The organism is Pseudomonas sp. 13159349 (genome assembly GCF_013305685.1).
GTDB classification, from domain to species: Bacteria; Pseudomonadota; Gammaproteobacteria; order Pseudomonadales; family Pseudomonadaceae; genus Aquipseudomonas; species Aquipseudomonas asiatica.
This window is the reverse complement of the sequence record NZ_CP045553.1, coordinates 3,172,955-3,195,033: the sequence shown is the minus strand read 5'-3', so window position 1 is coordinate 3,195,033 and position 22,079 is coordinate 3,172,955. Positions and strand designations below refer to the sequence as shown.

The 22,079-nt window shown below is 58.0% G+C and carries 16 protein-coding genes and 2 pseudogenes; 15 read left to right on the top strand and 3 right to left on the bottom strand.

The genetic code is table 11. The features are described 5' to 3' along the window. Positions 1-11: 11 nt before the first annotated feature. From GEV38_RS14995 to GEV38_RS14925, 15 genes and pseudogenes are all read left to right on the top strand, one after another. Positions 12-599: a DcrB-related protein gene (locus GEV38_RS14995; RefSeq protein WP_043935662.1), complete on the top strand. Its 588-nt coding sequence runs from the start codon at positions 12-14 to the stop codon at positions 597-599. 40 nt (positions 600-639) lie between these two features. After that, positions 640-1,101 carry a DcrB-related protein gene (locus GEV38_RS14990; RefSeq protein WP_015270485.1) on the top strand — a complete coding sequence of 154 codons (462 nt, stop codon included), beginning with the start codon at positions 640-642 and terminating at the stop codon, positions 1,099-1,101. A 4-nt stretch (positions 1,102-1,105) separates the two neighbouring features. Next, complete coding sequence (locus GEV38_RS14985) at positions 1,106-5,341, top strand: RHS repeat-associated core domain-containing protein (RefSeq protein ID WP_015270484.1); 4,236 nt, start codon at positions 1,106-1,108, stop codon at positions 5,339-5,341. Between the two features lie 19 nt (positions 5,342-5,360). Then, on the top strand, positions 5,361-6,152 hold the full coding sequence (locus GEV38_RS14980; protein ID WP_102096048.1) for a hypothetical protein: 792 nt from the start codon (positions 5,361-5,363) through the stop codon (positions 6,150-6,152). 103 nt (positions 6,153-6,255) lie between these two features. Beyond that, a pseudogene (locus GEV38_RS14975) lies at positions 6,256-10,169 on the top strand (RHS repeat-associated core domain-containing protein). A 6-nt stretch (positions 10,170-10,175) separates the two neighbouring features. Continuing rightward, on the top strand, positions 10,176-10,772 hold the full coding sequence (locus GEV38_RS14970) for a hypothetical protein (RefSeq protein ID WP_256674044.1): 597 nt from the start codon (positions 10,176-10,178) through the stop codon (positions 10,770-10,772). A 317-nt stretch (positions 10,773-11,089) separates the two neighbouring features. Beyond that, a complete protein-coding gene (locus GEV38_RS14965) occupies positions 11,090-11,401 on the top strand; it encodes a hypothetical protein (protein WP_143492618.1) in 312 nt (103 codons plus the stop codon). A 44-nt stretch (positions 11,402-11,445) separates the two neighbouring features. Beyond that, positions 11,446-11,775, top strand: a pseudogene (locus GEV38_RS14960) (hypothetical protein); the annotation flags it as partial. Positions 11,776-11,841: 66 nt separating this feature from the next. Next, complete coding sequence (locus GEV38_RS14955; protein WP_054573241.1) at positions 11,842-12,687, top strand: hypothetical protein; 846 nt, start codon at positions 11,842-11,844, stop codon at positions 12,685-12,687. 192 nt (positions 12,688-12,879) lie between these two features. Beyond that, positions 12,880-13,464: an imm11 family protein gene (locus GEV38_RS14950; RefSeq protein ID WP_137138408.1), complete on the top strand. Its 585-nt coding sequence runs from the start codon at positions 12,880-12,882 to the stop codon at positions 13,462-13,464. Positions 13,465-13,671: 207 nt separating this feature from the next. After that, positions 13,672-14,040 (top strand): hypothetical protein, encoded by a 369-nt coding sequence (locus GEV38_RS14945; RefSeq protein ID WP_015270480.1) that lies wholly within the window; start codon positions 13,672-13,674, stop codon positions 14,038-14,040. Positions 14,041-14,446: 406 nt separating this feature from the next. After that, positions 14,447-15,622 carry a M20 aminoacylase family protein gene (locus GEV38_RS14940; protein ID WP_015270479.1) on the top strand — a complete coding sequence of 392 codons (1,176 nt, stop codon included), beginning with the start codon at positions 14,447-14,449 and terminating at the stop codon, positions 15,620-15,622. A gap of 82 nt (positions 15,623-15,704) precedes the next feature. After that, on the top strand, positions 15,705-17,015 hold the full coding sequence (locus tag GEV38_RS14935) for a citrate-proton symporter (protein WP_015270478.1): 1,311 nt from the start codon (positions 15,705-15,707) through the stop codon (positions 17,013-17,015). Beyond that, positions 17,015-18,469, top strand: a complete 1,455-nt coding sequence (locus GEV38_RS14930; protein WP_161551473.1) for an amidase — start codon at positions 17,015-17,017, stop codon at positions 18,467-18,469. The genes GEV38_RS14935 and GEV38_RS14930 overlap by 1 nt, the downstream gene beginning before the upstream one ends. A gap of 65 nt (positions 18,470-18,534) precedes the next feature. Beyond that, positions 18,535-19,308, top strand: coding sequence for an IclR family transcriptional regulator (locus GEV38_RS14925; RefSeq protein WP_013972733.1), 774 nt, complete (start codon positions 18,535-18,537; stop codon positions 19,306-19,308). Between the two features lie 348 nt (positions 19,309-19,656). Here the strand turns inward: GEV38_RS14925 and GEV38_RS14920 are convergent, their stop codons facing one another. The 3 genes from GEV38_RS14920 to GEV38_RS14910 all read right to left on the bottom strand — a co-directional run bounded on the left by GEV38_RS14920 (position 19,657) and on the right by GEV38_RS14910 (position 21,874). Continuing rightward, entirely contained in the window at positions 19,657-20,568 is a 912-nt protein-coding gene (locus GEV38_RS14920) for a LysR substrate-binding domain-containing protein (RefSeq protein WP_003260483.1), read from the bottom strand. A gap of 178 nt (positions 20,569-20,746) precedes the next feature. Next, on the bottom strand, positions 20,747-21,403 hold the full coding sequence (locus GEV38_RS14915) for an HAD family phosphatase (protein ID WP_024087169.1): 657 nt from the start codon (positions 21,401-21,403) through the stop codon (positions 20,747-20,749). Positions 21,404-21,628: 225 nt separating this feature from the next. After that, positions 21,629-21,874 (bottom strand): DUF2790 domain-containing protein, encoded by a 246-nt coding sequence (locus GEV38_RS14910; RefSeq protein ID WP_015270475.1) that lies wholly within the window; start codon positions 21,872-21,874, stop codon positions 21,629-21,631. Positions 21,875-22,079: the final 205 nt, after the last annotated feature.

Below are 22,079 nucleotides of genomic sequence, written 5' to 3'. Positions count from 1 at the left end.
GGCGAAGCGTGATGATCAGGGGAAATATCTACGACAGACTTTCGCAGAGGCGAGAGGCCGCGGAGGCGCTTGCCCGGCAACAGGCTGAGGAAGCACGCATTGCAGTGCAAGCTACGCTAGAGGTTGCACCGCCGCCGCCGCAACTACCAATGGATGTAGAGCAGAACGCACTGCGTATTGCCGGCTTGAATTTGTTGATGCCTCAAGGTTTCGCTTTTCGTGATATTGAGACAACGCTGGAGTTTGCCGGTTGCTATGTACAATTCAGCGCCCGCCGCCGCCCTGCCCCAGAGGGGCTTGAAATTGATAATGCGGTCGAGTTGTTTATTAAAAAGCTGCGTGAGCGCCATGCAGAATTGACCTTGGTGCGTCAAGCCGAAGCCTTGTTGGCTGGCCACCCGGCAATCAGTCTCGACTACCAGTTCAACGCAGGCCAGGAGCGCCGTCACGGCCGTGCCGTGTGCATGATTATCGCTTCGGCGGACGGCAACAAACGGCAATGGCTAAATGTGTCTACGGTAATCAACCCGGACCAATCGCAACTGGCCGATTGGCTGATCGCATTCGACGCCATGCTGGCCGGAGTGACCGCTCAGTAAGGCTCATATCTTTTTCACGTTTTCATGGAACACTCAGACAATGGACTATCAGCTGCAGGAAGGATCTATCACGTTGCCGGAAGGCTTCCAGGATCGCACGGTCAATATGTTTATCCTGGGGGACAGTATCCCAGCCCCGCTGAATATTACGCTCTCGCGTGACAACCTGATGCCTGGCGAGGACCTCAAAGCCTATATCGAGCGACAGGTGAAGTTGATCGCATCCAAATTGCGCGGCTACACCATCCTCGGCAAGAAGCCAGCCAGCCTGTCTTCAAGCCAGCCCCAGGCAGGTATTCAGGTCGATGGCTACTACCTCAAGGATGGCAGGCCGGTCTATCAACGGCAGGCGGCTTTCGAGGTCGCGCCTGGGCGCATTCTGGTTTTCTCCACGACCAGTCAGGCCGACTTCAATGGCAAGCAGAACGACAGTTGGCTTGGGCTGTTGAACAGCTTCGAACCACGCCAACCAAGCTCCCCAGAAAACACCACGCAGGGTTGAACCTATGTTCGAGGCTGCGCGGCTGCACGACGAGATTGAACACACCAGTGCCCTGGCAGGTTTTCTTGCTGGCGCAGTGATTGGCCTGGCAATCGCTACGGCTGCTGCCTTCACTATCTGCACCGCCGGCCTCGGCGGCTTCTTGCTGGGGGCATTGATCGGCATTGGTGCCGGCATGCTGCCGATGTTGGGGGAGAAGATAGGCTCGATGTTCAGTTCGCCCGCTGGACAGATAGAGCTACCCGGTTGTTCGACAGACGTATTCATCAACAATCGCAATGCGGCCCACGCCACTTTGAGTACCGCCAAATGTGACAAGCATCCGGCGCCGGTACTGGTTGCAGAAGGCTCCACCAACGTATTCATCAATGGCGTTGCAGCGGCCCGCAAAGGTGACAAGCTGACGTGTGGCGCAAAGATTTCGGGCGGTTCGAACAACGTCTACATTGGTGGCGGTACTCAGCGGTACTTGCCCGTCGATGATGAGGTACCGGAATGGCTGCGCGTCACGGTCGATGTGTTGATGATCGTTGCCTCGATGGGGCGATCGGTACTGGCAGTCGGTCGCCTGGGGCTTCAGGCCGGCCTCAAGGCCGCTGGCCCGTGTGCACTTCAGACTGGCGCTACCATTGCAGCAAGCTACCTCGCCGGGCGCTTCATCATCGGCCCGGCTGTAGGGCGAGCGATCGAAGGCTTTACCGGTAACCCGGTGGACATGACCACCGGCCGCAAGCTGCTGGTCAATGAAACAGACTTTGTACTGCCTGGCCTGATGCCAATCGAGTGGTCGCGTTTTTATGCCAGCGACCTTACCGCCGAAAGTGCTCTCGGCCAGGGCTGGATACTGCCTTGGGAGCAAAGCCTGCGTCGTAGTGGTGGGTTCGTCTATCTGACTGACAACCAGGGCCGAAGCGTCCCATTCGTCGATCTGGAGCCTGGCGAAAGTATCTACAACCCCAACGAGCGTATCTACCTCGTGCGTACCGAGGGCGGCCACTACCTTCTGCAAACGCTCGACAACCAGTTCTTCTACTTTGGTGAAGTGCCGGATGGCAATACCCATGTGCCTTTGCAGCGTCTGGAAAATGCGCTGGGCCATTACCTGCACTTTACCTACAGTGCCGAAGGGCGGCTCACGGACATCACCGCGCCAGGAGCCGTGCGTGTCCACCTGCACTATGACAACCCGCTCGGGCGTTTGACGGACGTCAAGCGCGTGGTCGATGACACCGCTGTCGAAACGCTGGTGCGTTACCGCTATGACGATAACGGCCAGCTCACTGAAGTGATCAACCGCAATGGCGATTCTGTTCGTCATTTCAGCTACGCAGATCACCTAATGACCCGGCACAGCAATGCCTTGGGCCTGATCTGCGAGTACCGTTGGGAATCCCAGAATGGCAAGCCGCGCGTGGTCGAGCACTGGACCAGCGACGGCGAGCATTACCACTTCCGTTACGACCCTGCCAAACGCACCAGTTGGGCAACCGACGTGCTGGGCCGTGAACTGGAGATCCAGTACAACGAGGACAACCGCGTCATCGCCAGCTGCGACTTCGGTGGTGAGCGCTACGGTATGGATTTCGACGCCACTGGAAATCTGATCGGCATCGATCTTCCCGATGGCAATCACTTGGCGCTCAAGTACGACGAATTCTCCCGGCTGATCGAGGAAACCGACCCACTGGGCCGCAAGATCAGCTACAAGTATCACCTCGCCACGCCACTGGTCACCGAAACCCGCTTCCCCGACGGCAGCGTCTGGCAGTCTCGTTACGACGACAAAGGCAACCTGATCACCGAGATCGACCCGCTGGGCCACAAGACCCAGTACTTCAACAGTGACGATGGCCTGCCGCACACGATCATCGATGCCAACTTTAAGTCCAAGTATCTGTGGTGGAATGCCTATGCCCAGATCGAACGTTTCCAGGACTGCTCCGGCAAAAGCACTTACTACCGTTATGACGAGCGTCAGCACCTCATTGCAGTGACCGATGCACTGAACCAGACCACCACGCTGGAACGTAAACCGGATGGCGAAGTGCTACGCATCGACCACCCGGACGGCACTGCGGAGACCTTTACTTACAATACCCTCGGCCAGGTGTTGACCCACACCGATGGCAAAGGCCAGACCACACGCCTGCAACGCACTTCACGTGGCCTGCCGAGCAGCCGTCAGGATGCCAAGGGCGAGTGGGTTCGCTATGAATACGACAAGGCGCTGCGTCTGACTGCACTGGTCAACGAAAACAGCGCGGCGTACCGCTTCGCCTACGACGCATCGGACCGCTTGAGCGAAGAAGTGCGGGTCGACAATTTGACCCGACGCTTCAGCTACGACGCGGGCGGGCATCTGGTCCGGCTGGACGAAATCGGCTACGGCGAAAGCGGTGAGCGCCCCGAGCGCAGCACGCTGTTCGAGCGCGACGCAATTGGCCGTTTACTGGCCAAGGTCAACCGCGATGCGCGGCAAGACTTCGCCTACGACGATGCTGACCGCTTGCTGAGCATTCAGCGCCAGCCGACAGCTACTGGCAAACAGTTGGGCATCACCGATGAAAAGCTCTGCTACAGATATGACCTGCTGGGGCGACTGACACAGGAACTGAGCCCGAGCGGCGCGCTGGACTATGAGTACGATGCTCTCAGCAACCTGACCACACTGACCCTGCCGGATGGCCGCAAGCTCAACCACCTGTACTACGGCAGCGGCCATTTGCACCAGTTGAACCTGGACGGCCAGGTGATCAGCGACATGGAGCGTGACGACCTGCACCGTGAGGTCTACCGCACCCAGGGCAAGCTCACCAGTTGTTTTGGCTACGACGCCATGGGGCGCAAGGCCTGGCAGTTTGCCTCGACCTTACCCGCCGACAAGCTCTCGCAGGTGCACAACACTGGCGTGAATACATCGCTGCTGGTGGAACATGCCTACAACCCGATTCACCGACGCTACCAATACGACCCGGCGGGTGAACTGGTACGCACGCTGGACAAGCTGCGTGGTGAGATCAAGTATGAGTACGAAGCCAACGGCCAATTGCGCAGCCGTGATACCGGCTCGCTGGTAGGTAGCGAAGAATTCCGCTACGACGCGGCGGCCAACCGGCTGGACTTCAATGCGCGGCAGTTTGCCAAGGTCAAGGACAATCGGATCAAGCAGTGGCGGGACCAGGAGTACCGCTACGATCCGTGGGGCAACCTGATTGAGAAACGCTCGGGGCACAGCAAGCTGCAGACCTTTGCTTATGACTGCGAGAACCGCCTGGTACGGGCCGAGACACTGGTCAATGGCAAGCTGGAAAGCCGGGGTGAGTATCGCTACGACAGCCTGGGGCGGCGGGTGGCCAAGCAGGCGGAGATCAATGGCCAGGTCGAACAGAAGCGCTTCCTTTGGCAAGGGCTGAGGATGCTGCGGGAAGAGACGCCTGGGCAGAGCATCTTGTATGTGTATGAGCCGGGTAGCTATGCGCCGTTGGCACGGGTTGACCAGACAGAGGGAGAAGAGCAGAAACTCTACTACTTCCATACGGATCAGATTGGTACGCCGCTAGAGCTGACGGACAGTGATGGGAAGATCGTTTGGCAGGCGACGTATCGTTCGTGGGGATCTGTAGAGCAGGTAGCCGTTAGTGAAGTCGATCAGAGTTTACGCTTTCAGGGGCAATATTTCGATTCTGAAACAGGGCTTCATTATAATACATACCGTTATTATGCGCCTGATGTTGGTCGCTTTATGTCGCCCGATCCGATAGGGCTTCGAGGTGGATTTAACCTATTTAGGTATAATCTCAATCCGATTATGTGGATTGATCCTGCCGGCCTCGCGCCATGCCCGGTACGGGTGGTTAATAACACAAAAATTCATGGGCGTGGTCAAGTAGATGGCACACCGGGTCATGATCAGTTTTCTGAAGCAATTGCAAATAAGCTGGCAATGAGTGGAAAATTTACAGATGTTTACCTAAATAGGTCTTATAGTTTCGCTAGCGGTCGCGGCATTTCTGCAAGAAGGCCCGATGTTATGGCTGTTGATGTCAATGGCAAGGTTCACGCGATAGAGTTGGCATCGAAGACGGACATGGGGAAAAAACTACCCACCCTGACCTCTCGAAATAATTCTGCCATGAACAATCTACCGAGCAGTAAACGAGGGGAGGTTGTGGTTCTTGAACACCCGTATAGTGCATCTGACATGAAAGCTATACTGGACGATTTTATTTCGGGTATATAGGTGCTTTATGTGCTTGGCAATGGCTTTATACGGTACTGAAAATATTTCGCCTGAGTTGGCTTTGAAGCTGGGAATGGCATATTTCTCACTTATTAATTTGCCGATCACGGGCGCTGCGTACTACGAGTACCTTTCTGATGGTGACCACCTTGGTGATCATGACTTAGTCGAGGTGTCGCTGGGAGATCTAGCTGAAAAAATTGCTGCCGGCTCCGCGTCTTCTTTCAGGCTTTACAATGAGAGTAATGGTGTAGTTCCGTGGTATGCGTCTTATGGTTATAATACCGACAGCTTCTCAAATTTTCCTCATATAGATGCTCAATCAAGCAGTGAGCGATCCTCGCTTGATTTCTATGTCGATTTTCTCAAGGAGATTGTTCGGGAGTCGCCTGAGTCTTCGTTCTATGGTATTGCTTACCAGTGCGCGAGTGTAAGCAAGGGTTTTAATTATGCCGCGGGAGAGAATTTTATCTCGATTTATCCGTTTGAGAACTCCGGGGTATTCAAAAAAGAGGTGCCTGGTCGACATGGTGGTCAGGAGAGATATAAGGGGCGGCTTCTTCGCATGGTTTATGAAGTCAATCTTCTCAATGCTTCTCATATCGAGCTGGATGTGTCAGGAGTGAAATTGGGGGACTGGATTCTTCAAGATCGAAATAACGGTGTGCTAGAGAGAGTTTCCGAATCGATATTTGTCTGGGTGGTTCAGGCGGAGAGCCTTAATGCCATTAATGAGAAGTTTGGGAAATTAGGTTTGTTATTGTCTTGGAAAGCAACTGCTACGAAGGTGTCGGCAAAAAAGATTCCTTAATTTGCCATCTGTGTAACAGGACTGGGCCACTCTGCTGGCCAGCTTCACGCCGCGAGCCCCGTCCGTAACCAGCGCCGAGTCCGGCGAACAGGAGTAATCCCTCATGTTCGAAGCGGCCAGGTTCGGCGACGAGATATCGCACAGCAGCGCGCTGGGGGGCTTCCTGATCGGGGCCGCCCTGGGCATCGCACTGGTGGCGACGGTGGCCATCGCCACCTTCACCTGTGGGTTCGGCGTGGCCTTGCTGGCCGGCCTCGCTATCTGCCAGTGGATGACGAGATCCCGGAGTGGCTGCGCACCACCGTGGATGTGCTGATGGCCATCGCCGGTGCCGCGGGTGGTATCGCGCAGTTGATCAAGGCGGGTACCCAGGCCGGCATGAAAGCCGTCATGCCTTGCGCCCTGAAGTTCACCGCCGGCTTCGTCGCTGGCGAGGTAGCCAGCCGCTACGTGGTCGAACCCGTCGCCCGCAGGGCCATCGGCGGCCTGGTCGGCAACCCGGTCGACCTCACCACCGGCCGCAAACTGATCCCCGACGAAATCGACTTCAGCCTGCCTGGCCTGATGCCGATCGAGTGGTCACGCTTCTACGCCAGCGACCTGACTGTCGATAGCGTGCTCGGTCGCGGCTGGGTGCTGCCTTGGGAGCAGAGCCTGCGCCGCCAGGGCTCGTTCATCTACCTCACCGACAACCAGGGCCGCGAAATCCCGTTCGTGACCCTGCAACCGGGCCAGCGCATCTACAACCCGCACGAACAGGTGTACCTGGTATGCACCGAGGGCGGCCACTACATCCTGCAAACCCTCGACAACCTGTTCTTCTACTTCGGCGAAGTGCCAGACACCAACAGCGAAGTGCCACTGCAACGCATCGAAAACGCCCTCGGCCACTTCCTGCATTTCACCCGCACGGCCGACGGTACGCTGACCGACATCAGCGCCACCGGCGGCACCCGCGTGCACCTGCACTACGACAACCCGCTGGGTCGCCTGACCGACATCAAGCGCGTGGTGAACAACGAAGCGGTGGAAACGCTCACCCAGTACCGCTACGACGAACACGGCCAACTGAGCGCGGTGATCAACCGCAACGGCGACACGGTGCGCAGCTTCAGCTACGCCGAAGGCCTGATGGTGACCCACAGCAACGCGCTGGGCCTGGGCTGTCACTACCGTTGGGAAACCCTCGGCGACAAGCCGCGCGTGGTCGAGCACTGGACCAGCGATGGCGAGCACTACCACTTCCGCTACGACCTCGACGCCCGCACCAGCTGGGCCACCGACGTGCTTGGCCGCGAGCTGGAAGTGCAGTACAACGCCGATCATCGCGTGGTCGCCAGCCGTGACTACGGTGGTGAACGCTACGCCATCGAGCTGGACGAACAGGGCAACATGACCGGCCTGGACTTGCCGGACGGCAACCGGCTCGCCTTCAAGTACGATGAATACGCCCGCCTGCTGGAAGAAACCGACCCGCTGGGCCGCAAGACCACCTACGAATATCACCACCTGACCACGCTGGTGACCCAGGTCAGCTATCCGGACGGCAGCACCTGGCGAGCGCGCTACGACGACAAGGGCAACCTGCTCGCCGAATACGATGCCCTCGGCCAGATGACCGAGTACCTGAACAGCGATGACGGCCTGCCGCATACGATCATCGACGCGACCTACAAGTCCAAGTACCTGTGGTGGAACACCCTGGCCCAGGTCGAGCGTTATCAGGACTGCTCGGGCAAGAGCACCTGGTACCGCTACGACGAGCGTCAGCACCTGGTGGCGGTGACCGATGCGCTGAACCAGACCACCACGCTGGAGCGCAAGCCCGACGGTGAGGTGCTGCGCATCAGCCATCCGGACGGTACTGCGGAAACCTTCACCTACAACGTCTACGGCCAGGTGCTCAGCCACACCGACGGCAAGGGCCAGACCACACGCCTGATGCGTACGGCGCGTGGCCTGCCGAGCAGCCGCCAGGATGCCAAGGGCCAGCGGGTACGCTACGAGTACGACAAGGCCGTGCGCCTGATCGCGCTGGTCAATGAGAACAATGCCACGTACAGCTTTGCCTACGACGCTTCGGACCGGCTGACTGAAGAAGTGCGGGTGGATAACCTGACCCGGCGTTTCAGCTACAACGTCGGAGGCCATCTCACGCGACTGGATGAGATTGGCTACGGTGAAAACGCCGAACGCCCGGAACGTCATACGCTGTTCGAGCGCGATGCCATTGGCCGGTTGGTCGCCAAGATCAATCGCGATGCGAGCCAGACCTTTGCGTACGACGACGGCGACCGGTTGCTGAGCATCGAGCGGCAACCGACCGGGATCGGCAAGCAGCTTGGGATCACGGAAGAGAAGCTGGAGTACGCCTACGATCTGCTGGGGCGGCTGACCAAAGAAATCACCCCCGACGGCACGCTCGGCTACGAGTACGATCCGCTCGGCAACCTGACCACATTGACCCTGCCGGATGGTCGCAAGGTCAACCACCTGTACTACGGCAGCGGGCACCTGCACCAGCTGAACCTGGACGGTCAGGTGATCAGCGACATGGAGCGCGACGACCTGCACCGCGAGGTGTACCGGACTCAGGGCAAGCTCACCAGCTGCTTCGGTTATGACGCGATGGGGCGCAAGGCCTGGCAGTTTGCCTCGACCTTGCCGGCCGACAAGCTCTCGCAGGTGCACAACACCGGTATCAATACCTCGTTGCTGGTGGAGCATGCGTATAACCCGATCCACCGTCGCTATCAGTACGACCCGGCGGGTGAACTGGTGCGCACGCTGGACAAGCTGCGGGGTGAGATCAAGTACGAGTACGAAGCCAACGGGCAGTTGCGCAGCCGCGATACCGGCTCGCTGGTGGGCAGCGAGGAATTCCGCTACGACGCGGCGGCCAACCGGCTGGACTTCAATGCGCGGCAGTTCGACAAGGTCAAGGACAACCGGATCAAACAGTGGCGGGATCAGGAGTACCGTTACGATCCGTGGGGCAACCTGATCGAGAAGCGCTCGGGGCACAGCAAGCTGCAGAGCTTTAGCTATGACTGCGAGAACCGGCTGGTGCGGGCGGAGACATTGGTCAATGGCAAGCTGGAGAGCCGAGGCGAGTATCGCTATGACAGCCTGGGGCGGCGAATAGCCAAGCAGGCGGAAATCAACGGCGAAGTCGAACAGAAGCGCTTCCTCTGGCAAGGCTTGCGGATGCTGCGTGAGGAGACGCCGGGGCAGAGCATTCTGTACCTGTATGAGCCGGGTAGCTATGCGCCGTTGGTGCGGGTTGATCAGGCAGAAGGGGAAGAGCAGCAGGTCTACTACTTCCATACTGACCAGATTGGTACGCCGCTGGAGCTGACGGACAGTGATGGCACGATTGTTTGGCAGGCGACGTATCGCTCGTGGGGGACAATTGAAAGGCTGGTAATCGATCAGGTCGAGCAGAATCTGCGCTTCCAGGGGCAGTACTTCGATTCTGAAACAGGGCTGCACTACAATACGTTCCGTTTCTACGACGCAGAGGTAGGACGGTTCCTTTTGCAAGATCCGATAGGACTTGCAGGTGGAATTAATATTTATTTGTACGCTGCAAAGCCTACCTTAGAAATTGATCCGCTGGGGTGGTGTTCTACTAAGCTAGGTCAAAATATGGGGCATAGAACAGGTGGTGGGATGGCTAATCACCATCTCATACCTGAGCAATTGATGAATAAGCCTATATTTGGATCTATGTTTAAGCGTTTAAAGGGTTTGGGTTTTGATGGTGACGGCGCATCAAACGGAATTTTTTTGCCAGACAAGAAAAACGTTCAGTATATTGATTTGCCTGGGCATTGGACGAATCATGATGCGTATACAACGGCAGTGGGTAAAAAGCTACTTGAGCTTAACAAACTGGCTCCTCAATTGAGCGATGCGCAACTAATTTTGGGTATAAAAAATATTCAGGATTGGGCAAGGTCAGGTCTCCAGAATGGTCTATTTAAAGTCGATCCTGTTTCGGGTAGGTTGTTGTGAGGTGTTATGAAAGAATTTTATATGATTAATGCTGATGAAGGTCATGGGGTTCCGCTTTTTTTTGATATTGAATGGACTCCTAAACTGCCGGAGTTTAATCAGGTTTCAGAGAATCCCAGTAGAGATATGTTTGGAGATGCATATCAAGCTAAAATTGATCTGGATGTATTTTATGGCGATGCGTTCTTTGAACAATACATCGTGTCTTTAGATTTTGTGAGTCTTTGTGATTTGTATAATTGCAAATATTTTAGTGTGCCTTTGGCGATTGAGTTGCGCAAAGGGCGTGAGGCAAGTAAGGGTTATAGTCTGTTTTTTGTCCAGAGCAGATGTTCAATTCTAGATGTGGGCAAATCCAAATTTGCTCTCATGGATGAGGGGCTGTTGAGGCCTGAGAGCGAGCCTCAAGGCATGCCTGTGGTTTATGATAGGATCGAGAAGTTTGTTATAAGGGGGGGTGTTGATGAGGATCTTTTTTATTGTGTGGAGATAAAACAAATGGTCTGCTCTTCAGAATTCAAACGCGGTTACTTGGAGAGAAATCTTGCAGGGCTAGAGTTCACGAAAATTGATGGCGATTTCATTTATGCCCCTTGGGGCTGATTCTTGGTTGGGTTGTATTTTGCTTCTTGCGGTTTTTAGTGCTTGGCCAAAAAACTATTCAATAGCATAAGGTTCTTTAACATTTCGGTTTGTGATGGCTGCCTGCTGTACCTCAGTCGTCTCATTTCCAATTGATCGAACTGGGCAATCGTAAGCAGCCGTCAGGATGCCAAGGGCGAGTGGAGCTGTACAAGAAGGGGAATATATCTGTTGATCCGGCGTTTCGTTCCGCCATGATGGATAAGGCCGCTAAATTGGAGCCGGAATTACAGCAATATATCAATGGTTTGCTTTTGGGGTATTGAGGTGATATGAAAATGGATTGGTCTGATTCATTAAAGCTGCGTATTGCAAGCGAGCTAAAGGGTTATGATGTGTATTTTTCAGCTGACGATGTTCCTCTTGAAGTCGACTTTCCCGAGCAGTGGCTTGGGTTTGGTTTTTTAGATAGTGGAAAAAATCATATTCCTGTGGAATGGGCTGATTTTTCTGAGTTTTTGCCTTGGGTAAGCGCGTGGCTCGACAAATGTGTGTTAGGAACTGTTTTGGCAGTGAGTGATAGGCCGTATCTCATGTATGTATATGGCGAGGGTGGTGATTTGTATTTCTATATGGGGGGGCTCCGCTAGGCGTTGAAGGGTCAGATCTCGATGGTTATCCCAGCCTTCCTGCGAGCTTCAGGCAGTTCTATTCAAGATTGCATAATGGCTTTGGGTTTTATATTGGTTGTACTATGGGGCCATCAAGGTTGCAAGATTTTGTTCCAATCAAGGATTTGTGCGATGAAGATTATCCGGCGCTTCCTGATATGCTAGGAGTTTTTTCTAGCGGGGCTGGTGATTATTTGGCTTTGGGTGATGGCTCATTCAAAGGCGAGGCTTTTATCTGGTGGCATGAAAAGCCAGAAAGTCCCACAGAAGGAATCGATTTATGGAATGTGATGGACTCATGGATGTCAATTTTTTTGGAGAGCTCTGACTCTAACGAGTATTGTCAGGTATGAATTTTTGCGAGAAGATTGAATACATGCAGTGCATGCCGTAAGCCAGCGAGCCCAGGGGAAGTGGCTTTGCGCGAAGCTTTCAGGCTAGATGATGATTCGAAGACTATTTCTCGGCTAGCAATTTTCGGTCGATTTCGCTTTCGCGACCTGATCGCCATAGGGCATGAGGGCGAGACGATGAATGAGGTTGGTATGTTCTCTAAAGATGACTTATTGCAGTCCTTTGCTTGCGTGGATGAATACGCTGGTTGCTATTTTTTTCAGCACAAGCTTCCAAAAGTGGTTTATGAATATTGTTTGAAAAGTACAGATAGGAAAGATTTGCTGGTTATATCTGAGGGCGTAAGTGACAGGGCGTTTTCTGTGGAGGTTGTTGAGCGGGCGCCTGACTCTTTGAGCCAAGATAAGACTACAATATTCGATATTGCTCCGAATAAGTATGGCTTTACTCATGTGTTGGTTGTGCCCAATACTTATCACGGAAGCTTGAAAGGACGACTGGACGGTAAGCGAGAGAACTTGTATCTTTGTATTCCTATACATCGGTGTGAGTTTTCGGGAAGCGAATCTGAGGGTGAATTTAAAGAAATTATTCAGCGTATGATTCCTATCTTTCATTGGAGTAGGAGCGTTTGTCCTAAAATTAAAGTGTATTTTGATAATCCGGGGACTGAAGCCGGCACTGATGAGGCTGGCGTGTTGATGAAGTATCCTACACTCCTATCGGAGATAGAGAATCTCAATGGTGTAGTTAGTGGGTTTGTTGAGGTTACAAACTATAAGGGCCAGGTGGTAGAAGTCCTTTCTCCAAAAAAAGATGTGTTTACTCTAGTTCGCAACCGGAAAGATGAAGAAGTGCTCACGCATTCTAAATTGGTCGAGGCTTTGAATGGTTTTGTTCTTGCTGGATGATGGAGTTTACTAGGCAGAAGGTTCTGAGCTTGGCGGTCATTAAAATGAAAATTCTAGGTGACGACCGCTGGCTTTGAGGCGGTCGTATGTATTGCTTTCTATTTTGACACTGGCCCTGGCGAGATTGCCGATACGATTACGAAATACAGATCTTAGGCCAAAAGGCACCCGCTTGACATGCTAGGAAGAAAGATGAACTATTATTCAATGTGTCATGAAGTGGTGAAAGGTGGGTATACAGATGGAGATGTAGTGTTCTACCCAACCCTATCTGATTATTATCAGGTAGGGATGAGTCTCTCCTTGATTGGCGTGTCGGTTTCTGTGATTTTGGATAAAACGGTTCGTGCTCTTAAGTCTGATTTTTTCTTGACAACTTCCGGTGCTTTTTTTGTGTCCCAAGATTTTAAGGATGTTCTTGGGGGTCTAAATACTAGCCTGCAATTTTCCCCTGCGGATGTAAAACACTTTAATGGAAGGCCTGCGGTCAAAAAGTATTATTTTATTCACGTTAATGACAGGTGCGCATGCTTTGACTACGGGCTTTCGGAGTACTCTGGTAAGTCTTTGGTTATGAGTAAGATTCAGGCCGGTGAGCTGACTGCTGATTACAAGGTCCGAGGCGTAAAGAAGATGTGTATTGATGAGGCAAAAACTGGTTCGCTGGACCTTTTCTTTGTGGCAGGTGTGATCTGGATCGACCCTATTGTCTCAGAGGTATTGGTGCGCAAGGTTGAAAGCAATAAATTGCTGGTCAGGTTCAGTGCTATTGGGTGATTGAAAGCTGATAGGTTACTTGTGCGTGATTTTTTATATGAGTCGTTTTTAGTTGGGTGGGATAACATACAACTCGGGGTGACTGAGTAGACGCCGGAGTACGCCTGCGACCTGCTGGGGCGGCTGGCCAAGATCGTCTGGCAGGCGAGGTATCGCTCATGGGGCGATTCAGCCGGCTGCGCGGTTGCCAGGATGAAGGGGTATCGATTGAAGGACCTGATAACATTCACACATCTGATTTATGGCAAGGGTTTATTTGAAGCCCTTGCTGCGAGCGTCGAAAATTGGGAGGAGCTCCTCGATAGCCGAGAGCGACCATCTTTTGACAATGCTTGGATAAGCAATTTTAAAACGCTGCAAGGGATTAGCTATCAGGAACCAAATAGCGAAGCTAATGTAACCGTGCTTAGAGAGTTTGCCTTCAAGGAGATGTTTCGTCTCACTGCGGATGCCGAAATTGCAGGTTACATATCTGACGATATCGGCTTGCTTGCTGAGGCGCTGGCAAAAGGTCACCTGACGACATGGTGTGAAAAGTTGCTTGCCAGTTACCAATCTGGGCATTTCCCGTGCTAGCCGAGGTTTTCTGAAGCGATATTCGGCTTATCGAGTAGAGCTCACGCGTGCGTGCTGAATGGTAAGTACCGTGGTGGATGGCACAGGCTTCGCCTGTGTTCGCGGGTAAACCCGCTCCTACAGGGATTGCCCATGCCTTGGGGGTTCAAAAGTGGCGCGGCGCTTCAGCTGGAACACTGGCGGCCTTCTCGTGCGTCTGGATGAGATGGTTACGGCCAGCAGGTAGGGCCGCCAAAGTGACTGCCTCCCCGGCAAGCCACGTTTCGGTTCCACCGTGCGAAACCAGATTCGATTGTGCTTCATCGCTCCTCGCGCTTATCTGTCAGCCAAGCACGACCTGCCTCACCCGTCGTGACCTCAAGGCGAACAACAAGAACGGGAAACCACCCGCGCGAGGAGACTCTACATGTCCCGACATCAGCACATCCTGGCCTGGCTGAACGATGTGGCCAGCGACCTGCACGCAATCCGTCACGATATCCACGCTCACCCGGAACTGGGTTTCGAAGAAAGCCGCACTTCGGCGCTGGTCGCCCGTCTGCTCGAAGAATGGGGCTATGAAGTGCACACCGGTATCGGCAAGACCGGCGTGGTCGGCGTACTGCGCAATGGCAGCAGCCCACGCCGCCTGGGCCTGCGCGCCGACATGGACGCGTTGCCCATCCACGAGGCCACCGGCGCCGCGTACAGCAGCCAGCACCAGGGCTGCATGCACGCCTGCGGCCATGACGGGCATACCACCATGCTGCTTGGCGCCGCACGCTACCTGGCGGCGACCCGGCAGTTCGACGGGACGCTGACGCTGATCTTCCAGCCGGCCGAGGAGGGCCAGGGTGGCGCCGAGGCGATGCTTGCCGACGGCCTGCTGGAGCGCTTCCCTTGCGATGCACTGTTCGGCATGCACAACATGCCCGGGCTGCCGGCCGGGCACCTGGGCTTTCGCGAGGGGCCGATGATGGCCTCGCAAGACCTGCTCACGGTGACCCTCGACGGGGTTGGCGGCCATGGCTCGATGCCGCACCTGACCGTCGACCCGCTGGTGGCGGCGGCCAGTGTGGTGATGGCCCTGCAAACCGTGGTGGCGCGCAATATCGATGCACAGGAGGCGGCGGTGGTTACCGTCGGCGCCTTGCAGGCCGGCGAAGCGGCCAACGTGATCCCGCAGCAGGCACTGCTGCGCCTGAGCCTGCGCGCGCTGAACGCCGAGGTGCGGGCGCAGACCCTGGAGCGGGTGCGGGCGATAATTGTCAGCCAGGCCGAGAGCTTCGGCTGCCGCGCCACCATCGAACACCGCCCGGCCTACCCGGTGTTGGTCAACCACGCCGCGGAAAACGCCTTCGCCCGGCAGGTGGGGGTAGAACTGCTCGGTGCCGAGGCTGTGGATGGCAACACCCGCAAGCTGATGGGCAGCGAAGACTTCGCCTGGATGCTGCAACGCTGCCCGGGCGCCTACCTGTTCATCGGCAATGGCGTATCGCGGCCGATGGTGCACAACCCGGCCTACGACTTCAACGACGAGATCCTGCTGACCGGTGCCGCCTACTGGGGCGCGCTGGCAGAGCGCTGGCTCGCGCCCGCCTGACCTGTCCTTTTGACGACTGCCGCTGGAACCCGGGCGCGACCGCGCCTGGGCGATCACCCAATCATTGTGTGGAGTGTTTCCTATGCAGACTTCGAGCACCGGCGTGTCGCGTACCCGGCAAGTGGTCGCCGCCGTCATCGGCAACGCCCTGGAGTGGTATGACTTTATCGTGTACGGCTTTCTGGCCAGCATCATCGCCCGGCAGTTCTTCCCCTCCGACGACGAATACGCCTCGCTGCTGATGGCCCTGGCCACCTTCGGCGTCGGCTTTTTCATGCGCCCGGTGGGCGGTGTGCTGCTGGGCATGTATTCCGACCGCAAGGGCCGCAAGGCGGCGATGCAGATGATCATCCGGCTGATGACCGTGTCCATTGCCATGATCGCCTTTGCCCCCGACTACCTGGCCATCGGCATGGCCGCGCCGATGCTGATCGTGGTGGCGCGCATGCTGCAGGGTTTTGCTACCGGCGGCGAGTACGCCAGCGCCACGGCCTTTCTGGTGGAGAGCGCGCCGGCCCACCGCAAGGGCCTGTATGGCTCGTGGCAGCTGGTGGGGCAGTGCCTGGCAGTGTTCTCCGGGGCGGCGATGGTGGCCCTGGTCACCCACTTGTGCACGCCTGCGGCGCTGGACAGCTGGGGCTGGCGTATCCCGTTCGTGCTTGGCCTGCTGATCGGCCCGGTGGGGCTGTGGATTCGCAAGCACATGGAGGAGCCCGAGGAATTCATCGAGGCGCGCCGCCAGGCCAAGGGCCAGTCGCCCAGCCTGTGGCAGGTGCTGCGTGAGCATCGGCGCAGCCTGTTGGTATCGATGGGCCTGGCCTGTGGCGCGACGGTGTCGTTCTACGTGGTGCTGGTGAACATGCCGACCTTCGCCCACAAGAACCTCGGCCTGCCGCTGGACCAGGTGCTGCTGGTGCAGATGCTTGCGGTTGGGCTGATGACCGTGGTGATCCCGCTGTCCGGGGCGTTGTCTGACCGGCTGGGGCGGCGCCCGGTGCTGATGGCCTTCACCCTGGCGTTCTTCGTCATGGTCTACCCGTTGTATGTGTGGGTGGCTGCCGCGCCGTCGCTGGAGCGCCTGCTGGTGATGCAACTGCTGCTGTGCACCGCCATCGGTGGCTTCTTCGGGCCGGCGCCCACGGCCCTGGCCGAGCAGTTCCCGGTCGAGGTGCGTTCTACCGGTGTGTCGGTGGCCTATAACGTGGCGGTGATGGTGTTCGGCGGCTTCGCCCCGTTGATCGTCACCTGGCTGAGCAAGGTGCTCGGTACCCCGGTGGCGCCGTCGTTCTACGTGCTGTTCGCCTGCCTGCTGACACTGCTGGGCACCTATTGCCTGAAAGAAGCCCCACGCGCGGGCAAGCCTGCCGCTTTCAACCTTGGAGTGAAACCGTGATGCCGCTAGCCATCGACCCCATCGTTGCCCTCGATGCCGAGGCATTGTCCCGGGCCATCCATGCCCGCCAGATATCGTGCCGGGAGGTGATGCAGGCTTATCTGGCGCACATCGAACGCTTCAACCCGCAGGTCAACGCGCTGGTGTCGCTGCGCCCGGCCGAGGCACTGCTGGCCGAGGCCGATGAGCGTGACCGCGAGCTGGGCCGTGGCCATTCGCGCGGCTGGATGCATGGCATGCCCCAGGCGATCAAGGACCTGGCCGCCACAGCCGGGCTGCGCACCACGTTGGGCTCGCCGCTGTTCGCCGAGCAGGTGCCCGAGCAGGACGCGATCAGTGTGGCGCGGGTGCGGGCCAGTGGTGCGCTGATCGTGGGCAAGAGCAATGTGCCGGAATTCGGCCTTGGTTCGCAGACCTACAACACCCTGTTCGGCACCACCACCAACGCCTACGACCCGGGCAAGGTGGCCGGGGGCAGCAGCGGTGGGGCGGCGGCGGCGCTGGCCATGCGCCTGCTGCCGGTCGCCGACGGCAGCGACATGATGGGCTCGCTGCGCAACCCGGCGGCGTTCAACAACGTGTATGGCCTGCGCCCGTCGCAGGGCCGCGTACCCCACGGGCCGGCGCCGGAACTGTTCGTGCAGCAGCTGGCCACCGAGGGGCCGATGGGCCGCAGCGTGGTGGATGTGGCGCGGTTGTTGTCGACCCAGGCGGGCTTCGATGTGCGGGCGCCGTTGTCGCTGGGCGATGGCCGGCGCGATTTTGCCGCCGGGTTGCAGCGCGATTTCCGCGGCGTGCGGGTTGGCTGGCTGGGCGACTACGACGGCTACCTGGCGATGGATGACGGGGTGCTGAGCCTGTGCGAAGCGGCCCTGGCAGACTTCGCCGAACTGGGCTGCCGGGTCGAGGCCTGCCAGCCGGCGTTCGACATGGCGCGTTTGTGGCAGTGCTGGCTGACCCATCGCCACTTCCTGGTGCACGGCAACCTCGCTGCGGCCTATGCCGACCCGGGCAAGCGCGCGCTGCTCAAGCCCGAGGCGCAGTGGGAGGTGGAGGGTGGCCTGCAACTGAGCGCGGCGGCGGTGTACCAGGCTTCGGTGGCCCGCAGCGACTGGTACCGCGTGCTGGGCAAGCTGTTCGAGCGTTACGATTACCTGCTGTTGCCATCGGCCCAGGTGTTCCCATTCGATGCACGGCAACCGTGGCCAACGGTGGTCGGAGGGCGGGCGATGGACACCTATCACCGCTGGATGGAAGTGGTGATTGGGCCGACCCTGGCCGGCTTGCCGAGCATCAGCGTACCGGTCGGTTTCAACGCTGCTGGGTTGCCCATGGGCCTGCAGATCATCGGCCCGGCCCAGGCCGACCATGCGGTGTTGCAGCTGGCCCATGCCCATGAACAGCTCACCCGTTGGGTAGCGCGGCGCCCACCCCGGAGCCTGCAAGCGCCATGAAACCGCTGGGCAGGCGCGGATCTTGCTGGCTATCCTGACCATCCAGTTACAGGGAGGTCACACTCATGGGCATCACGGCAGACAGTGGCGGCGTGCGTTCGGTGGAACGGGCGCTGGCCATCGTCGACCTGCTTGGCGAACACCAGGCGCTGGGCCTGGAAGAACTGCATTACCTGACGGCGCTGCCCAAGGCCACGGTATCGCGCATGCTCGCCACCTTGCAGGAGCAAGGCTGGGTTTACCGCGGCCTCAGCGACAGGCGTTACCGGCTGTGCGCGCGGCGCCTGTTCGGTGACCGCCAGCTGCGTTTCAAGCGGCGCCTGGTGGAACACGCCGCGCCCATGCTGCTGGAATTGAGCGAGCGCACCGGGCTGGTGGCCGACCTGTCGTGTTTCGACGGCGAGCGGCTGGAGGTGATGGAAAGCGCTGTGCCCCAGGTATTGCGCAAGCGTTACCCGCACACCTGCCAGATCGTCGGCCATCATGCCAGCCTGTTCCACTCGGCGATGGGGCGGGCATGCCTGGGTGAGTTGGCGGTCGATGAAGTGCAGCGCCTGGCGGCCCATGAGCGGGTGGGCGACGAGACGGTGCTGCGCGACATCGAGGAGGAAGCGAACAAGGGGTTCGGCCAGCGCACCGAAGGGCACTGGGAGTACCCGGTGCGCTTGCCGTTCCTGATCCGCGCCATTGCCCTGCCGGTGCATGCCGAAGGGCGCCTGGCCGGGAGCATTGCCTTGCACTGGCCGCTGGACCAGGCGCCGGTGGAGCGGGTGTTGAACCTGCACCTGAACAGCCTGGCTACAACGGTGGGGGAGGTGCAGCGGGCCCTGATTGTTTGAGTCAGCCTGTACCGGCCTCTTCGCGGGTAAACCCGCTCCCACAGGGAAAGTGCATTGCCCGAGGCTTGCTCGGTACCTGTGGGAGATTACCCAGCCCTTTTGGGCTGCGCTGTCGCGCAGAGAACAAATATCGCTCGTCTGACGCGGCCTTTGTAGAAGCAGCCTTGTGCTGCGAAGAGGCCGGTACAAGCAACAGACAGGCTTTGTCAGTACCGGCCTCTTCGCAGCACAAGGCTGCTCCTACAGAACCTCGCCGAACCAATGAGTCATGTGTTGTTCTATGAGAGCGGGTTTACCCGCGAAGAGGCCAGTGCAGCAAACAACAAAAGAAGCTGTGTCCGCAGCCCTTCAACGTTCCAGGCTGTACATCCGGCACTCCGCCAGCAACGCCAGCAGGTTCGGCTCCCGCTCCCGCGCCTTGAGGAACACCACGCCAATATGCTGCTGCAAGCGATATTGCGGCTTCAGGGCAATCAGCCTGACCCGGTTTTCGTACACCGCTGCGATCCGCCCAGGCAGCAAGGCAAAGCCCACGCCCGAGCTGACCATGCTCAGCAGGGTGAAGATATCGTTCACCTGCATGGCCACCTTGGGTTCGAAGCCAGCCTGCTGGAACACCCGGGCACCATCGCGGTGGGTGGCAAAGCCCTGGGTCAGGGTGATGAAGGTGGAGTCGGCCAGGTCGGCCAGGTCCACCTCGGCCTGCTCGGCGAAGGGTGAATCGATGGGCACGGCAAGGAAGATGTCGTCGGAGAACAGCGGCAACTGCTCGCAGGCCGGGTCGCTGACGCTTTCGTCGAGCGACACGAGGATGGCCTCCAGCTCGTGGTTCTTCAGGCGCTGCAGCAGGTCGACGTTGGAGCCCAGGGTCAGGTCGATGTTGAGTTCGCTGCGGCGCAGCTTGAGGCCCATGACCAGCTTGGGCACGGTTTTCACCGTCAGCGAGTAGAGCGCGCCCAGGCGGAAGCGCTCGGCGTAGAAGCCGGCGGCCTCGCGGGTAAGGCGGACCATCTGCTCGGCGTCCTGGATCAGCTGGCGGGCTTTCTTTTCCAGCACGTAGGCGCTTTCCAGCGGGATCAGCTGGCGGCCTTCGTGCTTGAACAGCGGGCAGCGCAGTGCGCTTTCCAGCGAGTGGATGGCGCGGTGCACGCTGACGGCGCTGGTGGCCAACTCGGCGGCGGCGCGGCCGAGGTTGCCGGTGCGCATGAAGGCGAGGAAGGTTTCCAGCTTCTTGAGGGTCAGTTCTTCGTCGATCAGCATGGGTTGACCTGGGTGTGCACAATGGCTGGGGCATGCATATTGCCTTGAAATTTTGGGGCCGCTTCGCAGCCCATCGCCGGCAAGCCAGCTCCCACAGGGACAGCGCACGGCTTGAGGCCGATGCGGTCGAGGTGGGAGCTGGCTTGCCGGCGATGGGGCGCGAAGCGGCCCCGTATGCTCATTGCATGGATCCGATCAAGGTCCACAACGCTGGGTCGTTGAAGTCACGGACAACCAGCTTCGCCCCCGCCGCCAGCAACCGCTCCGGCGTCTGCGTAGTGGCCACGCCCACGGTAAAGATCCCCGCGCCACTCGCGGCCGCCACCCCCGGCAGCGAATCCTCGAAGGCCAGTGCCTGCCCGGCCTCGGCACCCAGCCGCTGCAACCCGGTCAGGTAAGGCAGCGGGTCCGGCTTGGGCCGTGCCAGTTCCTCGGCCACCAGCACGTGCGCGAAGCGCTGGCCCAGGCCCATGGCGTTCAACATGTGTTCGGCGTTCAGCCGCGGTGCATTGGTCACCACGCACATGCCGATGTCACGAGCCTGGGCATGTTCCAGCAGGCGCACTAGGCCCGGCATCGGCTCAAGAGCCGGCGACATGTCGCGGAACAGCGCCTCCTTGCGGTCGGCCAGCACCTGGCACTGCTCGGCACTGGCGCCGGCAAACAGCTCGGCGAACAGCTCGCCGTTGGCGCGGCCGCTGACCTGGGCATCGAACTGCGCCTGGCTCAGCTCGCGGCCGTCATGCTCGCGCAACAGTTGGCGAAAGGCCTGCAGATGCAAGGTGTCAGTGTCGGTGAGGGTTCCGTCGAGGTCGAACAGCAGGGCAGTCAGCATTGGGTATCCAGGTGCAAAATCATGGGCGGGCCAGAAGGGAGATTCTTTGCCTTTGGAGTCACGTCAACTACGCGACTTCCTGAGTGTACTGGAGTACGGCAGCCTTGGCAGAGCTGTGCTCGAACGCGAGGTTGACGCCTGCGCGTCGAGTCAGCAACTGCCAAGGCTGGAAAGCCAACCCGAGAAACCGGCCGTTGGCACGCTCCGGCTTTCGAAGCTTTGTCATCAGTTCTGGTTGGCGGAGGTGGCTGGGCGCAGGTAGCTGATCTTCTGCACCTTGCCGTCGCTGTCACGGTAGGTGAGGGTGGCGGTGTCGGCGTGGTCGGTGGCGTGGCCCGAGGCCTCCACCGCGATCACTTGGGCGATGTCCAGGTTCATGCCGTACTGGTACGGGGAGGCGGTCTGGGCGAAGGCGCCGACGCTGCTGCCGAAGGTCAGGGTGGTGATGGCGATTGCTTTGATGAAGGTCATGATCATGCTCCGTTAGCTTGGGTAGTGGGATCAGCGACTGCTTGCTGTCTGGGCTGAATATTGCGCGATAATATTTAGTGCGCAAAATATATTTCCACTATCTGGTCTATTGGAGCGCTGCATCGCCGGAAAGATTGTGTGGGTCGCGGCGAGGGCTGATATGTTTCCCGCGTACCGGTTTGCATCTGATCGACGCTGACCTATC